The following is a 15,802-nucleotide window of genomic DNA, read 5'->3' as shown; positions in this document are numbered from 1 at the left end:
GGACCCCCGAGTGCGCCATGCACCCGGATTCGTCGTACCACACTCCGCTTCATATTTCAGGTGAAGAAGACCTGACAACAGCTCGCATCTATTTATCGGTTATTTCAACCCTATCACGAACCTTAAGGTTCATTCACGCGAGGGTAGAGTTTTTTTGAACACCCTGAATGCACGACTCGCCCCCTGGAATCTGCACCAACAGATAGCGGGGGTGAGTGTCCCTCATGAAACAACGAACATACTATGCGATGCCGTCAAAAAGCACGGATTAGGGGCGTTAGCCGCCGAGGACTCCCCTGCGGTGAGCCAGCCACGCGGCACCAACCACCAGCGCCAAACCGGTGCCTCCAAGAGCCCAGAAAGCTACACCGTGCTGCGCGACCTCTTCACTAGCGGGAGACTCCGCCGAAGCTGCAGCCTTCACGCCATCCTGACGCTCAGCATTCGCGGTGGAGTGCACCTGAGTGGTATTCGAGTTCACCGTAGCTGAACGATTATTAGACTCCGAATGAACCACGGAAGGGAAACTCTTATTGCCATTACCAGAAGCTGCCGACGCTGCCTTTTCTTCATCCGTCAAAGCATCCAGCTTCGCGGTAGCAGCGATAGATGCCGGATCAGAACCCGAACTGTACGCCGAAATCTGATTGGTGCGAGTCGGCTCAAAAGCCGAACGCGGAGCCATCGTACGTGCCTGAGCCAAAGCCTGCAGAGCCTGACGCTGACGCTCAGCCTTTGCTTCCTTTGCCTTGGACATGGCGCTCACCGCATCCAGAGTGGAGCGGGGTGCGCTCGCGGCAGACTGACCCGAGCCCGACTGGGTGTCATCAGAACGAGTCGAGACGGCGCTAGTAGCAGCCGAGGGGCTACCCTGAGTGGTACCGGTCGCCTCGGCCGCATTGGTGCTGGACGTGAGCGATGCGCTTGCATCCTGGCGGGGCAGCTCATCCTTCGTCAAGGAGGATGAGTTGCCGGTCGCCTCACCACTGACCTTGAATCGCACCGAGACAACTTCTTCCGCGTACTCAGTATCGTCCGCATGCACCAGGTAGGCGGTGTACACCGAGCCGGTCTTCAGAAGAGAGCCGGGCATGCCGACCTCTTCCTTGAACGCGCCATTCATAATGCGATCAGAGCTGATGTGTGTAATGGACAGCGCATCACCCTTATGGTTGCCACTCATATCGGTTTCAACCACGATCAGGTCGTAGCCAGCCGCATTCGCGGGCAGACGCGCTGCGCTGATAGTCACCGGCTTGGTTTCCTTATCAGAGCGAACCTCAGCATAGGCGACCTTCAGTTCCGCAACACTCAGGGTCTGAGTATCGCGAGAAGAGGTCAATCCGCCGGAGACCTGCTCCAGCTTCTGCGTGTGGGTTTCGAGGTTCGGGTTTTCAGCAGACTCGGAAGGCACCTCAGTCTTAACCTTATCCTTGCTACCCTTCTGATCTGCAGCCTGCTGGTTCTTCTGCTCCTCTTCACGAAGCTTTTCCATCGTCTTTAGCTCGTCAATGGTCGGCACCTGGTGGGCGTTTTCCTTCTTGTCCACCATCACCTCGTCAGAGTCATCCTCAATCGGGATAGCGTGCGGAACGAGGGAACCCTCAGAAATCATGAATTCGCCATAGCCCGCGTCGGAGGTCGTCAGGTCCATGACGCTCATGGAGTAGTAGCCCTCCTGGGGCATCTGCGGCATCTCAAAGGTGACGAGCATCGAGCCGTCGTCCGCACGCTCAACCTGCATTGCGGAGGGCTCGTAAGTGTCAGACCCAAGCAACGTGCCAGTGGCGTCGTAGTACTGCATTACCAGGTACACCCTAGAGGCATCGCCCACGTAGCCGCCCTCATAGAGGGGGGCGAGCTTAATGGTTGCCTGACCGTCCTTGATGGACTGAATCTGAATCTCAATAGTGTCGACCTCAATTTCGAGGTCTTCATAGGGGCAACTCGATTCAAATTCGCTATTAACCAGAGCCGCCAGGCAATCATTCACGTTAATTGCTTCAGCCTCTACTGCGGAGGCGCCAGGAAGCACAAAAGCGCTTGCACCTAAAGCGGCTGCAAGCGAAAGAGCATGAATGCGTTTCGGAAGTCGAGTGATAGTCATGTGCGCCATTTCGATCGATGTAGGCGCAAAGCCTGGACTAGGGAAGGCTCACCACAAGCCCGGTGTTTCTATCCAAGTATTTGCGCACCAGTACGTCGGTTACACCCTAGCCTAACACGGATATTGCACTTAATGTTGCATTGCATTCATGTGCTAAAACTTTATGTCGCAATAATTACCGAAATAAAAGGGAATTAATTACTTTACTGAGATATAAATAACGCAAAATTCGAATGTCAAAATATATTCTCTAAAGTGCACCAAAAAGAGATTTTTACACCGCCCCAAGGCGCACCAGACCACCGCGCAATAGAGTCAAACATCCGGGCACGCAGAAGGCGCCCCACCGAACACGCACCCATACGGCACGCACCCGACAGAGCGCCTCCCACTCAACAACTCCCCTACAGAGAGCCACGCCTCACAGCGCTAAGCAACAAATAGCTGACCTACTCAGCACCCAGCTCCTCAGCACCCTCAAGGCGGCGACGATACACATTAACCGCAACAGCAGTACCCACAAAGGCAACCGAACCCAGCAGAGCAATACTCAGCGGCAAGGTACCCTCCGGCAGCGGGCCATTATCCTGAGCGCTCGCCTCCAGCTTCGAACCGGCAGAATCACCGCGCGACTTCGAGCTACGCGTATAGAAACTACCCGAACCTGCAGCACCCACATTCTCCTGAGGCGAAGCAACAGTCACCGTCTCCCCCTCAGCAGACTGGTAACCCAACAGGTTCACCACGGTACGCCCCGGCAACATCACCGCATAACCAGACATCACCATCGTCGAAGGAACCACCGCAGTCTCAGCCACAGAACTACGAGCCTGCGCGGTAATCGCACGCGCCGACTGCTGCGTCTGCACAATATAGCCCAGAGCGCTATCCACCGACGGGATCTTAGCAACAGAATCAGTCACCAAATCTTGAGCATCCGCAGAGGCATCTGAAGAATCCACAGTGCTCACGCGACCCGAAGGGGCCGATGGGCTCACACGCTGATTCGCATCAGAAATCATCGGAATCTGCGGGTGAACAACAGTATTCGTAGGCTTCGGAGCCGGATCAACAGGAACCGCACGCTGAATCACACTCACACCAAAAGCACTGGTCGCCATGAGCTGCAGCTCCTCAGTGGAGTTACCACCCACCACAACCACACGGTAGCGCTTACCCGCATTCAAAGAGGTACCGGGAACCTTCAAATCAGCAGAGAAAGAAGCATCAGTCACCTGCTGAGGGCTCACATGCGTGGTCGCCAGCGGTGAACCCACGGCACCGCCGTCAGCAGGCATTTCAAAGACCATCACGTCATAGCCCAGGCCGCTCTCCGCAACGTTCCTAGCGCGCACGCTAATCGGCTGCAGCTCATCCGATCCGCGCAGCTCTGCGGTAGAAATTTCCAGGGTCGCCTCACGGGTCTCCGCAGGAGCCCGATCGGAGCGGGAGTGCACCAACAGACGATCCTCGGTCACCTCAGCGGGTGCCGCATCATTGGTAGAAGAACTCACCGAAGCAGAAGCACTGGCAGACGCACTCACCGAGGCGCTAGCAGATGCACTCGCAGAAGGACGAGCCGAAACTTTCTGCGATGCAGACGGCGCTTCAGAAGGTACCGGGGCGACCGTCGGGCGCGGGCTATCCTTCGCGGCACTCGGGGATGCGCTGGGGCTCAGGGACACCTCGGGGGCAGGATTCGCCTCCACGCGGTTAGCACGGGGAACACCGGGGGTGTCCGGGAAGAAAATGTTCTGGCTGCTAGCCATAATCTCGTCGACTGTTACACCGTACTCGGGCATAAACTCAACGGAGACAGTCTCGCCGTTGCTCAGATTCTCAATTTCCACCATGTACGGCTGCTCAACGTTGAGGCGCTGGTGGATGCTCAGCTCAATATTGCCTTCTTCATTCTTTGAGGCAGTCATCTGGGCTGCGGGTACGGTCATGGTCGCCACAACGCCATCTTCAACGGAGATGGCGGACAGGCGAACCCTCAGATTCTCCAAAGAGGTTACACCGGTCAACGACAGCAGGGTGTAGTCATTGCTCTGAGCAACCAGGTCCAAGGTAATGTCGTGGCTAACCACATCGGCGGCAACGGCGATGGGAAGTTCAGGCTTCGGGGTCTGCTGAGTCTGCGCGTGAGCGGCAGAGGCAAAGGTGGCGGGGGCCAGAGTTGCAGGCGCGACGGAGCCACCCAAACCGAGGGCGGCAGACGCTACTAGCGCCGCGCCGCGAGCAGTTCGCTGCGTGGAAAACATGGTCACCTATTTTCGTGAGTGAGTGTGATGAATCGTCGTGTGACTCCTGCGCCCAAAGGTCGGAAGTAGGCGCAGAATAACGGTTCTCTGATATCGGTGACCGGAGGCGCTTCACAGCGACTCCTCACCTCGGGTGAACGAGGTGGTAAAGAGTGATAGTACCGTCTATGACAGCACTCTAAATTATAGGTATAACCTTAGAAAAAGTTAAAGATGTAGGGACGCCCGAATCTTGCATTTCGGACATCCCTACATCTATATGCGTATTTTGCCTAGTGGGGCAATAATTACCCCGTTTTAGCGGCGAGAACTGAGCTGCATCTCACTACGGCGACGGCGGCTCAAACGCATACCGGCAAGCAGTGACAGCGATCCAGCGGCACTAATGACCAACATATTGGAGGCGCCGGTAGCCGCCAACTGCTCGCGCTTCTGCTGGGCACCGGAGGCAACCTTCTGGGAGCCAGATGCCTGTGCTTCGGCCTTCTGCGCGTTGCCCTTCTGCGCTTCAACCTTCTGTGCAGAGGCGTTCTGTGCAGGGACATTCTGCGCGGGAGCACCCTGATCACTAGCCGGAGCGTCATTCTTCTGCTCAGCGCCGCTCTCCCCCGCTTTCTGCTCGGTAGCAGAAGCCTGATCAGCCGCAGGCTCAGTAGGCACCGAAGCATCGACCGCGGGAGTCTCGACCGCGGGAGTGTCGGCTGCGGGAGCCTCGACAGTGGGCGTATCCTGCTCAGGGGTAGTGGGCAGGCTATCCACGCTATCGCGCTCGACGGTAAAGCCGCCATTGACCATACGCACGGTGCCCTGCTCATCCTCAGCCACAGCGCTCACACGATAGGTGGCACCGGACTTGAGCTCCGAGCCGGGAATCTGCACCTGTGCGGTGAAAGCACCGGAGTCGTCAATCTCAGAGACGTCAGCCGACGCAATCACGCCGCCGGTAGCCACTCCGTATTCATCGATAGCGCTAACCATCAGGTGCACCGAGCTGACGCCGGTGAAGCCCTCTCCACGCAGGGTCAGGGTCTTTGCGGAATCGTTTTCGGGAACTACGGTTTCTTCTACGTGCAGGCGGGCGGTCATCACGGGGCTAGCGGTGTCGTTGGTCTGTTCTTCGGTAGTGTCTTCTTTGGTGGTGTCATGGACGCGGTCAAAGAGGGTGTTACGCGGCAGGTCGTAGTGGCGGCGCGGATCATCCTCGGGCAGCACGTGGTCGAACTGCTCGGCAGTATTCGAGGAGGCCACCTGCTCGGACTGAACACCCTGAGTCGGCTGGGTAGCCTGCTCGGGCTGCGCTTCCTCTGCAGACTGCTTCTTCTTGAACTGTGCCTGCTCCGCCATTGCACGCTCAGCGGTGGCAACCGGAGCGGAGCCATTCTGTACATTCCAACCATTCATGAAGGGAACCTCAACTTCCTGGGCGGTGTAACCATTAGCTGCAGAGGGAGCCACCTCAACGCTCAGCACGTAACGCAGATTCTCGTGGACGTTCTGAACTTCTTCCAGCATGGATCCGGGCACCTCAATGCCATCCAGGAGGGTACCGTTCACAACGTCGGCGCGCGCGGGAGAAACAGCCAGCAGCATGCGGTTACCCTGGCTATCCAAGGCGTAGACGTAGGTCATCACTTCAAATGCCTGCGCTTCACCCAGGCCGGTGACCTTGTAAACCACCAGGTTCTTCTCCTGTGGAATTTCCATCTGGCCCGAGAGAATCTGAGCATTCAGCGGCTCATCCTGAGTATTTGCGGGCAGCAGCTCCAGCGGTGCAGAGGAGTTGTAGGAGGGATCCTCCGTCGCGTAGCCCTTGGCAGGGTCAACCACGGCAGTTGCGACGACGTACTGCTGGTTGGGGTCGAGGGTACCTGCAGGCAGGGTCAACTGGGTGCTGAAACGGCCACCGTCCACATCGAGTTCGGGCACGAGGGTCATCGTCACTGCAGAGCCGCGGCCCAGTGCGTAGAGGGGGTACTGGCGGTATTCGCTCACGTACACTGCCACACCGTAACGTTCAACGGCACCGCCGGTAAAGCCTTCACCGGTGACGGTGATGCTCTGGGAACGTGCCGGGTTAATGACGACGCCCTGCTCGACGTACACCTGCGGGGAGGTTTGGGTGGCAACGTTTTCGATGGGGGTTGCGTTTGTTGCGGAGGGGGGATTGTCGGGTTCTACCGCAGTCGATGAAGCAATTCCGCCGGTATTTTGCACCTGCACATCTGCGTGCGCAGTACCAACACCGGTAACGGACAGGACGGATGCAGCAATAGCGGCTGTTGCTCGGGTTTTTGAGTGAGCGGGTTCGGGCATGGAACACACCTTTTCTGTGAGTGTGAACGATACCCTCCGGAGGGTGCCACGGATTGAAGATGGTTGGGTACCTCTTCGGGAATGAACGCTATAACGCACGGACTAGTCATAACATTCATGTAATGGTGGAAGTTGCCGCGAAGGGAATCGCTCTATTTATCGGTAATTCCACACTAACAATACTTTTTAGGTTATTGCTGTAAATACGCTTTACGTCCTGACTATTTTCTTGTGCAATAACCCACATGGAATATTTTTTACTCTCCGGAACAGTATCAAGAGCACTCAAATTGCATGGACTAGGCGAAATTTTTCAACTCTCCCTTGAGGTTCAAGGTTTTATTGCATGCATATGCAGTTTTAATGGATTTGAGATAAAAATATTCTGCACATTCATGCATTTAATTTATTTCTTTTAAGTGAAAAAATGCAGGTCACAGCGCCTTTTCCCGCACATTGATTAAAAGCGTACGTACCAATAACCACGCACAAAATAAGTCGACAAAATCATTCCGCTACACCACCCCACCCCAGCACCCTCAGTAATAAACTCCCTATGAATCGGTAATACGAACGACTCTCTTGCCACGCGTATGGCCAGCCTTCAAATCGCGGTATGCTGCACGGACGCCCTCAATCGTGAACCCGTACACGCGATCCAGCCGAATTGACACCTTTCCCTCGGTAACCAGCTCGGCTAGGGCTTCAAAATCCCCGTGTTCCGAGTGGCGGGGGCCCGTAAACTGCGCTCCCCTGATCATGACCTTGGGCGAGGGAACGAGAGTTCCAATGTCTTTACCCTTCAGACCCAGCGAGAATGCCAAGCTGACGTAGTCGCCACCATAGCAGTCCAGGAACTTCGTCACGCGGCCCTCAGCAGCCTTGAGCACACGCTCCCTAACGCCCTCACCGTAGGCAACCGGAACAGCACCCAGTGACCTAACAAATTCGGCATTCACAGCCCCCGCGATTCCGACGACCCGTGCGCCACGAGCCACCGCATACTGCACGGCGGTGGACCCAATTCCGCCCGAGGCTGCAGAAATGACCACAGTATCGCCCGCACCCACGCCAATATGGCGGAAGGCGCCTCCCACGGTCAAGGCCGCGACACCCATTGCAGCGGCATGGTCAAAATCGATGGAGGCGGGCTTAAGCGCAATATCACCGGTATTCACGCAAATTTCCGTAGCTAGAGACCCCCTCTTGGTACCCAGACCGGGGGCACTAACAATGGTTCCGAAGACCTCGTCACCCACAAGATAACCCGATACACCGGGTCCCACCTCAGTCACAGTGCCGGAGAAATCGCGCCCCACTCCGCGAGGAAACTGTGCTTTCTTCGATTCAAACCAGCGGCGGGGGTTCCTGATTTTCATGACGCGCGAGAGCATCTTGAGCTGAGGAGAACCCTCAAAGATTTTATAGTCCACAGGGTTCAGGCCGACCGCATGAACCGCAATCTTTACCTGCCCCTCTTCGGGGTTCTCCCCCGGTACGTTCGCGAGCTTCAGATTCTCCACGGGCCCAAAGCAGTCATACTGCACCGCCTGCACGCTCATCGTTTCTCGTTCCTTTCTTCCCAATTCGGGACTCCAAAACTCACAGGCTCAGGAAACCTGCAACAAACAAATCTGCACCGGCTTGTCCAACTATCGCGATTGTTACGTTCCGCAAAATACCGCTTTGCACGTTGTTCCCACTGGTCTGAACACACAGAAACGCCCCGCGGTCTCCAGGAATATTTTAATCCCAAGGAAACCACGAGGGCGTTTCATAAGACTCTATGTGAAAGGATAAACCTTAGAGGCTGCGGCGGCGCAGGAGCATCAGTGCAGCACCAGCAATCAGAGCTGCGGCACCAACGCCAGCGATACCTGCAACACCCTCAGCACCAGTGTGAGCCAGCTGCTGCTTCGAAGAGGAAGAAGAGGTCGAAGACGAACCCTGGTAACCGGAGGTGCTCAGGCCGTGACCCTTCGACGAGGTAGCAGCAGATGCGTTGCCAACCTTAGCCTTGGGTGCCTGAGAAGAAGGTACGCGGGTCTCGCTCACCACAACAGAGCCATCTTCGCGCATCTCAGCGGTGAAGACACTGGTGGTGCCGTCGCCATTATCGCGAACGGTGGTGTTGTCACCCTCGGTAGCTGCCGGCAGGGTCGGCGCCGGGTGGTCTGCATCGCTCACAACAGCAGTGGTTACTGCTACCTGGTGTACCAGACCGTTGGGGTCGCTGGTTGCCACCATTGCGTATGCGTAACCGGGCTGCAGGCGCTCGGACAGGATGCTGACCTTCGCACGGAAGGTACCCTCCATGATTTCGGAAGCAGGCACATCGTAGGTTGCCAGAGCCTCGCCGGTGATGTTGCCGTCAGCATCCAGGCGGTAGATGTTAATCTGAACGCCCTGAGCAACAGACTCGTGGGTGAAGCCGGAACCATTGATAGTCAGAACGTTGTACTGGTCGTTCGGATTCAGGGATGCATCCTCGGTGGTGAGGGTTGCGTTCTCGGGTGCTGCGGGAGCCTCAGGAGCGGGGGTCTCGTCAGCCTTGGGGGTCTCAGCCTTGGGTGCCTCCGGAGCAGGAGTTTCTTCCTTGGGGGCCTCGGTCTTGGGAGCCTCGGGTGCCGGGGTCTCGTCAGCCTTCGGGGTCTCGGGCGTCGGGGTTACGGGAGCGGGAGTCTCGTCAGCCTTGGGGGTCTCAGTCTTGGGAGAGGTGGACTCAGTGACCTTGAAGGAGGAGAGAGCCACAAGCTTCTGCTCGGGCTGACCCAGCGGGTTGCTGACAGCAACCAGAGCGTAGGATGCGCCGGCGGGCAGTTTGCTTGCCTCAACAGTGAAGGCGGTCTTGAAGGAGCCGTCCTGAATCTGGTCTGCAGACACGGAAACGGTTGCGATAGCATCGCCGGTGACCTGGTTGTTTGCATCCAGTGCGTAGATGCTGACCTGAACGCCGGGGCCAACCTTCTCGCCGTAGAAGCCGGTTGCAACAACGCTCACGGTGTTGAACTGTGCGTCACCGGGGAAGTGAGCGTTCTCAATAACGACGGAGGGGTCAGCCTGCTTTGCCTCGGGGGCCGGGGTTGCAGGGGTGGTGGGCTCGGGGGCTGCCGGAGCAGTGGGGGCAGGAGTCTCAGCCTTGGGAGCCTCGGATGCGTCTGCCTTAGGAGTCTCTGCCTTGGGTGCCTCGGTTGCCTCAGCCTTGGGAGCTTCAGCCTTAGGTGCCTCGGTAGCGTCCGCCTTGGGGGTCTCAGCCTTAGGAGTCTCTGCCTTAGGAGCCTCAGTAGCTTCAGCCTTGGGTGCTTCGGTTGCCTCAGCCTTAGGAGCTTCAGCCTTAGGTGCCTCGGTTGCCTCAGCCTTAGGAGCTTCGGTTGCCGGAGCAGTGGGGGCAGGGGTTTCAGCCTTAGGTGCCTGGGTTGCCTCAGCCTTAGGGGCCTCAGCCTTGGGGGTCTCGGTTGCGTTGCCGCCAGACAGGGAAGAAGTCTGCGCAGTTGCCTTCTGATCGACAACCTGCTGCTGCTGATCAGCGGGTGCTTCTGCCGCGAAGGTTGCCGGGATTGCTGCCACGGAACCAGCCGTAAAGGCTGCCGCTGCTGCGATCTTGTAAACGCGACGGGTAGTCTTCGACATTTTTCCTCGATCTCTGATTATCGGTGTTGAACCTACCGTGGTGCGCCCCCGTCTTTGAAGGTGCAGTAGGCCCATACATGGGTGTGACTGCTAAAAGGCTAGCATTTGCCTCTGAATGTTTAGCCCGCTTACCACCGCCTTTGCGCAACTGTAATGAAATCGTTATAAAACCACCCCTCAAGTTGAGGCTTAATGCAGACCAATTTGAAGATTTTATGGTCATCTATTGACACACGGGGGCATATAACCCTGTCTTTTGATTGCATTTGAAGAAAATATGGGGTTTTCCATAGGTATTTTTAACTCGCCATTTTCACCCCGGTGAACCTTAAAGTCTCACGTACCACTTCACAGTTCCCTCAAGTTCTCCTTCATGCCTCTCCCCTGCCCTCCAGAACCCCTTAGGTACCTCCTGTATACCTTCTATATAGGGCCCCGAGAACACAGAGAAAGCCCCGCCCACATCCAACACACGAGGATGCAGGCGGGGCTATCAAAGCCTCGCTGAGGCTCAAGCGTCACGGCGCGCCGCGAGCTTAGCCCTCCTTGCGAATCACCTTGAACTGACTCGGCTGGGCCACCGGGCGAATCGTAATACGGTCAAGGTTCACATGGTGCGGAACGTTCAACGCAAAGGTCACGGTCTGCGCCACGTCCTCTGCGATCAGCGGCTTCTCAACGCCCGCGTAGACGCGCTCGGCTGCTTCCTTGGACCCCAGGCGGTTCAGAGAGAACTCTTCGGTGTGCACCATGCCCGGGCAAATCTCAATCACGCGAATATTATTCTCCGCCTCCTCCAGGCGAAGCGCCTCGGTCAGGCCGCGAGCGCCGAACTTCGCCGCGTTGTACCCGGCGCCTCCCTCATAGCCGTGCTCGGCAGCGGTGGAGGTCAGGTTCAGGATCGTGCCGTAACCATTCTGGCGCAGCGCCTCCGCGAAGGCACGCACCATATGCAGAATGCCAAGAACATTCATCTGATACATCTTCAGATAGTCATCAGGCTTACCCTCTGCAACCTTGTCCACACCGATAGCACCGCCAGCAATATTGACCAGGGCATCAATGGTGCCCTGCTCTTCCAGAATCTGCTCGGCTACGAACTGAACGGACTGCTCATCGGTCACATCGCAGGTCACCGGATGAGCGCCGGTCTCCGCATAAAGGGTGTAAAGACGGTCGGTACGACGAGCCAGGGCGTAGACGGTCCAGCCACTTGCTACTAGCTGCTGTACGGTGGCTCGGCCAATACCGCTGGATGCGCCGGTCACCACGGCCACTTTGCCGTCACCGGTATGGGGCAGGAAAGGAGATGCAGGAATGTGGGTGTTCTCAGTCATACTTTAATCCTAGTAGAGTGATGCCCGCGGGTGCTCAGTTCGAGCAGACTCGCGGGCATATATTTTGAAATTTTCGATAGTGAGATAGGTATCCGCCGCCGTTCAGAACAAACGATACAGACACCATCACCCGTGCTACTTGCGGCGGCGCGGCAGACCCCAGCGGCTCCTGCCGCCGTCACGGAATCCGAGGCGATGCTCAAAGTACACGGGCGAGCTACTGCCGGTCTTAATCGTGTCCGGAGGGACCGTACCTTCACGCGCAGACAGCAGATAAAGAACCGCAGCGCCGGGCATGAACATAATCAGCGGTAGCACGAAACGCATACGCGCCTCACCATAGCCGCTACGCACCGTCAAATGCCAGACGCACAACGCAACCAGCACCAGGTGCAGTATCAGCAGAACAGTTTCAGACGTGCCCAAACCAAAAATACTCAGAGAACTCATTGGCAACTCCTCAAAGGTCGTGTACTTTCAGTCTACGCCGTGCCCGCGCCCCTGAGAAGGATTCGCCAACTGTTGATACTGCGGATTTTCGCGCCTACACTGCAGGTAACCGAGAGCGGCTTATTAGGGGGCTCTCTCCCCATTTCCGTTTTTCACTGAGCTCACCGCTGAATCACCGATTACTCCTCATATTGGGAACCTCCACATGACAGCAATACCGCACCAGCGCATCACCTCTCTTAAAGAGCAGCGCCAAGCACTCCAGCAGCGGGCGCGCACTATCCGTGCCGCCACCGGAACCCCCTACAGTTCTGAGGTGCATCTGCTGCTCGGGCAGAGCTACCTCGACCCCGCCAGCTGGCAGGAAATCACCGCCTCCAGAGGGGTACGCGCCGCAGTACGCAGGGCACAATTTGTGCGCCGATACAAGCCCCTCCTGGCACGTCTAGAAGCCGCAATCAAGCAGTACGAACAGGCAAGCACAGCGCAGAATTCCCCTGGAGCTGAGAGAACGCCGTGAATATGAGAAAATAGCCGTTATGGCTGAAAACATTTTGGGCTCAGACTCGCCCGTACAGATTAACGTTCCCGACCGCCCCGCCCTCGAAGGCCTCGAAGAGAAACTCTCGCAGCGCTGGGCCGACGAGAAGACCTACGCATTCGACGAGAACACCACTCGCGAACAGGTCTACTCCATTGACACCCCGCCGCCGACCGCATCCGGCTCCCTGCACGTGGGTCACATGTTCTCCTACACCCAGACCGACGTCATCGCACGCTACCAGCGCATGACCGGCAAGAACGTGTTCTACCCCCTCGGCTGGGATGACAACGGCCTGCCCACCGAACGCCGCGTTCAGAACTACTACGGCGTTCTCTGCGACCCCTCCGTGGCAGACAACGACTCTTTCCGCGACCTGATCACCTGGAAGGCAGACGGCACCCCCAAGCCCGACCGCAGCCAAGCAAAGTGGCCGCGCATTTCCCGCAACAACTTCATCGAACTCTGTGAAGAACTCGCGGTTGAAGATGAGAAGGTCTTCGAAAACCTCTTCACCACCCTGGGTCTGTCCGTTGACTGGTCGCGCACCTACCGCACCATCGACGCGCACTCCCGCAAGGTCTCCCAGCTCGCCTTCCTGAAGGACCTGGAAGCAGGCAACGCCTACATGGCTGAAGCACCGACCATGTGGGACGTCACCTTCCGCACCGCAGTGGCACAGGCTGAGCTGGAAGACAAGGAACGCCCCGGCGCGTACCACCGCATCAGCTTCCACCGCCCCAACGGCGAGAAGGTCTGGATTGAGACCACCCGCCCCGAGCTGCTGCCCTCCTGCGTGGCTCTCGTGGCGCACCCGGACGACGAGCGTTACAAGCCGCTGTTTGGCACCACCGTCACCTCCCCGCTGTTCGGCGTTGAGGTCGAAATCAAGGCGCACCCGCTGGCACAGCCCGACAAGGGTGCCGGTATCGCCATGATCTGTACCTTCGGTGACACCACCGACGTCACCTGGTGGCGTGAACTGCAGCTGGACACCCGCGCCCTCATCGGTCGCGACGGCCGCTTCTCCCGCGAAACCCCCGAGTGGATCACCTCCGCTGAGGGTCGCGAGCGCTACGAGCGCATGGCTGGCGCCACCGTCTTCACCGCACAGAAGACCGTCGTGGAAATGCTGGTTGAGGCTGGCGAAATGGACGGCGACCCCAAGCCGATTACCCACCCCGTGAAGTTCTACGAGAAGGGCGACAAGCCCCTCGAAATCGTTGCTTCCCGCCAGTGGTACATCCGCAACGGTGGCCGTGACGCTGCACGCCGCGAGAAGCTCATCGAGCGCGGCCGTGAGATGAACTGGTACCCCTCCTTCATGCGTAGCCGCTACGAGAACTGGGTTGAGGGCCTGAACGGCGACTGGCTGATTTCTCGCCAGCGCTTCTTCGGCGTTCCCTTCCCCGTCTGGTACCCGCTGGACACTGAGGGCGAGCCGGACTACGAGAACCCGATTCTGCCTTCTGAGGACATGCTGCCGGTTGACCCCGCCTCTCAGGCTGCTCCCGGTTACACCGAGGATCAGCGCGGCGTAGCGGGCGGCTTCATTGCCGACCCGGACGTTCTGGACACCTGGGCTACCTCCTCCCTGACCCCGCAGATTGCGACCGGCTGGGGCGTGGACCCGGACCTGCACGCAAAGACCTTCCCCATGGATCTGCGCCCGCAGGGTCACGACATTATCCGTACCTGGCTGTTCTCCACCGCTGTTCGTGCGGAGACCCTGGCTTCCTCCGTGCCGTGGTACAACACTGCGCTCTCCGGCTGGATTCTCGACCCGGACCGCAAGAAGATGTCCAAGTCCAAGGGCAACGTTGTGGTCCCCAACGAGGTTCTGGAGAAGTACGGTTCGGACGCTGTGCGCTACTGGGCTGCTTCGGCTCGCCTGGGTGCTGACACCGCCTACGACGAAGGCCAGATGAAGATTGGCCGCCGCCTTGCCATCAAGCTGCTGAACGCATCCAAGTTCGTACTGAACCTGGGCGCTACCGAGAAGTCCGTCATCACTTCTCAGGCTCAGGGCCGCGTGCTCATCAACGCCCTGGACCGCTCCTTGCTGGCTCGCCTGGCGTACCTGATTGAGGAAGCAACCGCCGCATTCGAGAAGTACGAGTACGCTCGTGCCCTGCAGATTTGCGAGAGCTTCTTCTGGTCCTTCACCGACGACTTCGTTGAGCTGATCAAGGACCGTGCGTACGGTGCTCGCGGCGAGCAGGAGCAGGCTTCTGTTCTGGCCGCACTGGCAACCACCCTGGATGCCCTGCTGCGCCTGTTCGCACCCTTCCTGCCGTTCGTGACCGAAGAGATTTGGTCCTGGTGGCGTGCAGGTAGCGTGCACCGCGCCGAGTGGCCGCAGGCACTGCCCATTCTGGAGGGTACCCTGCTGGCTGAGTACTCTGCACAGAACCCGACTGCTGGCATTTCTGCTCAGTGGGTCCTGGCTGACGCTGACCCGGCTCAGATTGAGTCGCTGAAGCAAATCCTGCCGGATGTTGCTGAGGCTCTGGGTGGCCTGCGTAAGGCTAAGAGCGACGCGAAGGTTAAGCAGCGCACCGAGGTTGAGTCCGCAACTATTGCGGCTCCCCAGGCTCAGCTGGATCGCATTGCTGCTGGCATGGCTGATTTGAAGGCTGCCGGTAACGCTCGTGAGCTGTCCCTGGTGGCGGCTGAGGGCGAGCTGGAGGTTCGCGATGTGGTGCTCGTTGTTGAAGAAGCAGCTGAGTAATCACGTCTTAGCGTTTATCGCTTGATTTTATGACGCCGCTTTGGTGTTGGTAACGGGGCGGTACTGGTTTTCAGTACCGCCCCGTTTTCTGTGCCTGCTGTTTGTTGCAGCTCGCCGGGTGTGAGATTCCGACTGCGGACCTATACGGTGCTGACTTTGGGTTTTATTTCTGTGGGGCCCGCAAGTACCTGCGTCTGATTCGAAGAGCTTTCCTTAGCTTCCTTCCCCAACGATGTGGGTTTAGCCTGCTAATCTGTGGGGATTCTGTGGGATTTCCAACCCCTTTTTATATTCATCAATGTGCAAAGAGCATAATCAACCTTATGAGATTGACTGTCACTTTATGTATGATTGTTGATGCGAGGGTTTTACCATCAGGAACAACCCTCTATTCAACTTCAGCAACAGACAAATTACCGGTACGAGTAA

9 protein-coding genes are annotated in these 15,802 nt (G+C 57.7%); 2 read left to right on the top strand and 7 right to left on the bottom strand.

Annotation, left to right across the window (positions count from 1 at the left end; translation table 11 throughout):
* Positions 1–277: 277 nt before the first annotated feature.
* The 7 genes from HMPREF2836_RS03465 to HMPREF2836_RS03435 form a co-directional block, all read right to left on the bottom strand.
* Positions 278–2,107: a hypothetical protein gene (locus HMPREF2836_RS03465; RefSeq protein WP_246822809.1), complete on the bottom strand. Its 1,830-nt coding sequence runs from the start codon at positions 2,105–2,107 to the stop codon at positions 278–280.
* A gap of 449 nt (positions 2,108–2,556) precedes the next feature.
* Complete coding sequence (locus tag HMPREF2836_RS03460; protein WP_070615882.1) at positions 2,557–4,371, bottom strand: propanediol dehydratase; 1,815 nt, start codon at positions 4,369–4,371, stop codon at positions 2,557–2,559.
* Between the two features lie 297 nt (positions 4,372–4,668).
* Positions 4,669–6,684 carry an adhesin gene (locus HMPREF2836_RS03455; protein ID WP_070629458.1) on the bottom strand — a complete coding sequence of 672 codons (2,016 nt, stop codon included), beginning with the start codon at positions 6,682–6,684 and terminating at the stop codon, positions 4,669–4,671.
* 554 nt (positions 6,685–7,238) lie between these two features.
* Entirely contained in the window at positions 7,239–8,246 is a 1,008-nt protein-coding gene (locus HMPREF2836_RS03450) for an NADP-dependent oxidoreductase (protein ID WP_070629457.1), read from the bottom strand.
* 241 nt (positions 8,247–8,487) lie between these two features.
* Entirely contained in the window at positions 8,488–10,314 is a 1,827-nt protein-coding gene (locus HMPREF2836_RS03445) for an LPXTG cell wall anchor domain-containing protein (RefSeq protein ID WP_070629456.1), read from the bottom strand.
* A gap of 536 nt (positions 10,315–10,850) precedes the next feature.
* A complete protein-coding gene (locus tag HMPREF2836_RS03440) occupies positions 10,851–11,651 on the bottom strand; it encodes an SDR family oxidoreductase (RefSeq protein ID WP_070629455.1) in 801 nt (266 codons plus the stop codon).
* A 135-nt stretch (positions 11,652–11,786) separates the two neighbouring features.
* Positions 11,787–12,101 (bottom strand): hypothetical protein, encoded by a 315-nt coding sequence (locus HMPREF2836_RS03435; RefSeq protein WP_005508144.1) that lies wholly within the window; start codon positions 12,099–12,101, stop codon positions 11,787–11,789.
* Positions 12,102–12,306: 205 nt separating this feature from the next.
* On the opposite strand from HMPREF2836_RS03435, the gene HMPREF2836_RS03430 reads away from it, so the two are divergent.
* Together HMPREF2836_RS03430 and valS are read left to right on the top strand one after the other, a co-directional pair.
* Positions 12,307–12,621, top strand: a complete 315-nt coding sequence (locus HMPREF2836_RS03430) for a hypothetical protein (protein WP_070629454.1) — start codon at positions 12,307–12,309, stop codon at positions 12,619–12,621.
* A 19-nt stretch (positions 12,622–12,640) separates the two neighbouring features.
* Positions 12,641–15,373 (top strand): valine--tRNA ligase, encoded by a 2,733-nt coding sequence (gene valS / locus HMPREF2836_RS03425; RefSeq protein ID WP_070629453.1) that lies wholly within the window; start codon positions 12,641–12,643, stop codon positions 15,371–15,373.
* Positions 15,374–15,802 lie beyond the last annotated feature (429 nt).

It is taken from the genome of Rothia sp. HMSC065C12 (assembly GCF_001812085.1).
GTDB lineage: Bacteria > Actinomycetota > Actinomycetes > Actinomycetales > Micrococcaceae > Rothia > Rothia mucilaginosa.
The sequence above is the reverse complement of the archived record's forward strand: the minus strand, read 5'-3'. Positions and strand labels throughout refer to the sequence as shown.

Excerpts from the sequence above, each read along its gene's own strand:
- HMPREF2836_RS03465 (WP_246822809.1), bottom strand. The coding sequence starts at position 2,107 with ATGACTATCACTCGACTTCCGAAACGCATTCATGCTCTTTCGCTTGCA.
- HMPREF2836_RS03460 (WP_070615882.1), bottom strand. The coding sequence starts at position 4,371 with ATGTTTTCCACGCAGCGAACTGCTCGCGGCGCGGCGCTAGTAGCGTCT.
- HMPREF2836_RS03455 (WP_070629458.1), bottom strand. The coding sequence starts at position 6,684 with ATGCCCGAACCCGCTCACTCAAAAACCCGAGCAACAGCCGCTATTGCT.
- HMPREF2836_RS03450 (WP_070629457.1), bottom strand. The coding sequence starts at position 8,246 with ATGAGCGTGCAGGCGGTGCAGTATGACTGCTTTGGGCCCGTGGAGAAT.
- HMPREF2836_RS03445 (WP_070629456.1), bottom strand. The coding sequence starts at position 10,314 with ATGTCGAAGACTACCCGTCGCGTTTACAAGATCGCAGCAGCGGCAGCC.
- HMPREF2836_RS03440 (WP_070629455.1), bottom strand. The coding sequence starts at position 11,651 with ATGACTGAGAACACCCACATTCCTGCATCTCCTTTCCTGCCCCATACC.
- HMPREF2836_RS03435 (WP_005508144.1), bottom strand. The coding sequence starts at position 12,101 with ATGAGTTCTCTGAGTATTTTTGGTTTGGGCACGTCTGAAACTGTTCTG.
- HMPREF2836_RS03430 (WP_070629454.1), top strand. The coding sequence starts at position 12,307 with ATGACAGCAATACCGCACCAGCGCATCACCTCTCTTAAAGAGCAGCGC.
- valS (WP_070629453.1), top strand. The coding sequence starts at position 12,641 with ATGGCTGAAAACATTTTGGGCTCAGACTCGCCCGTACAGATTAACGTT.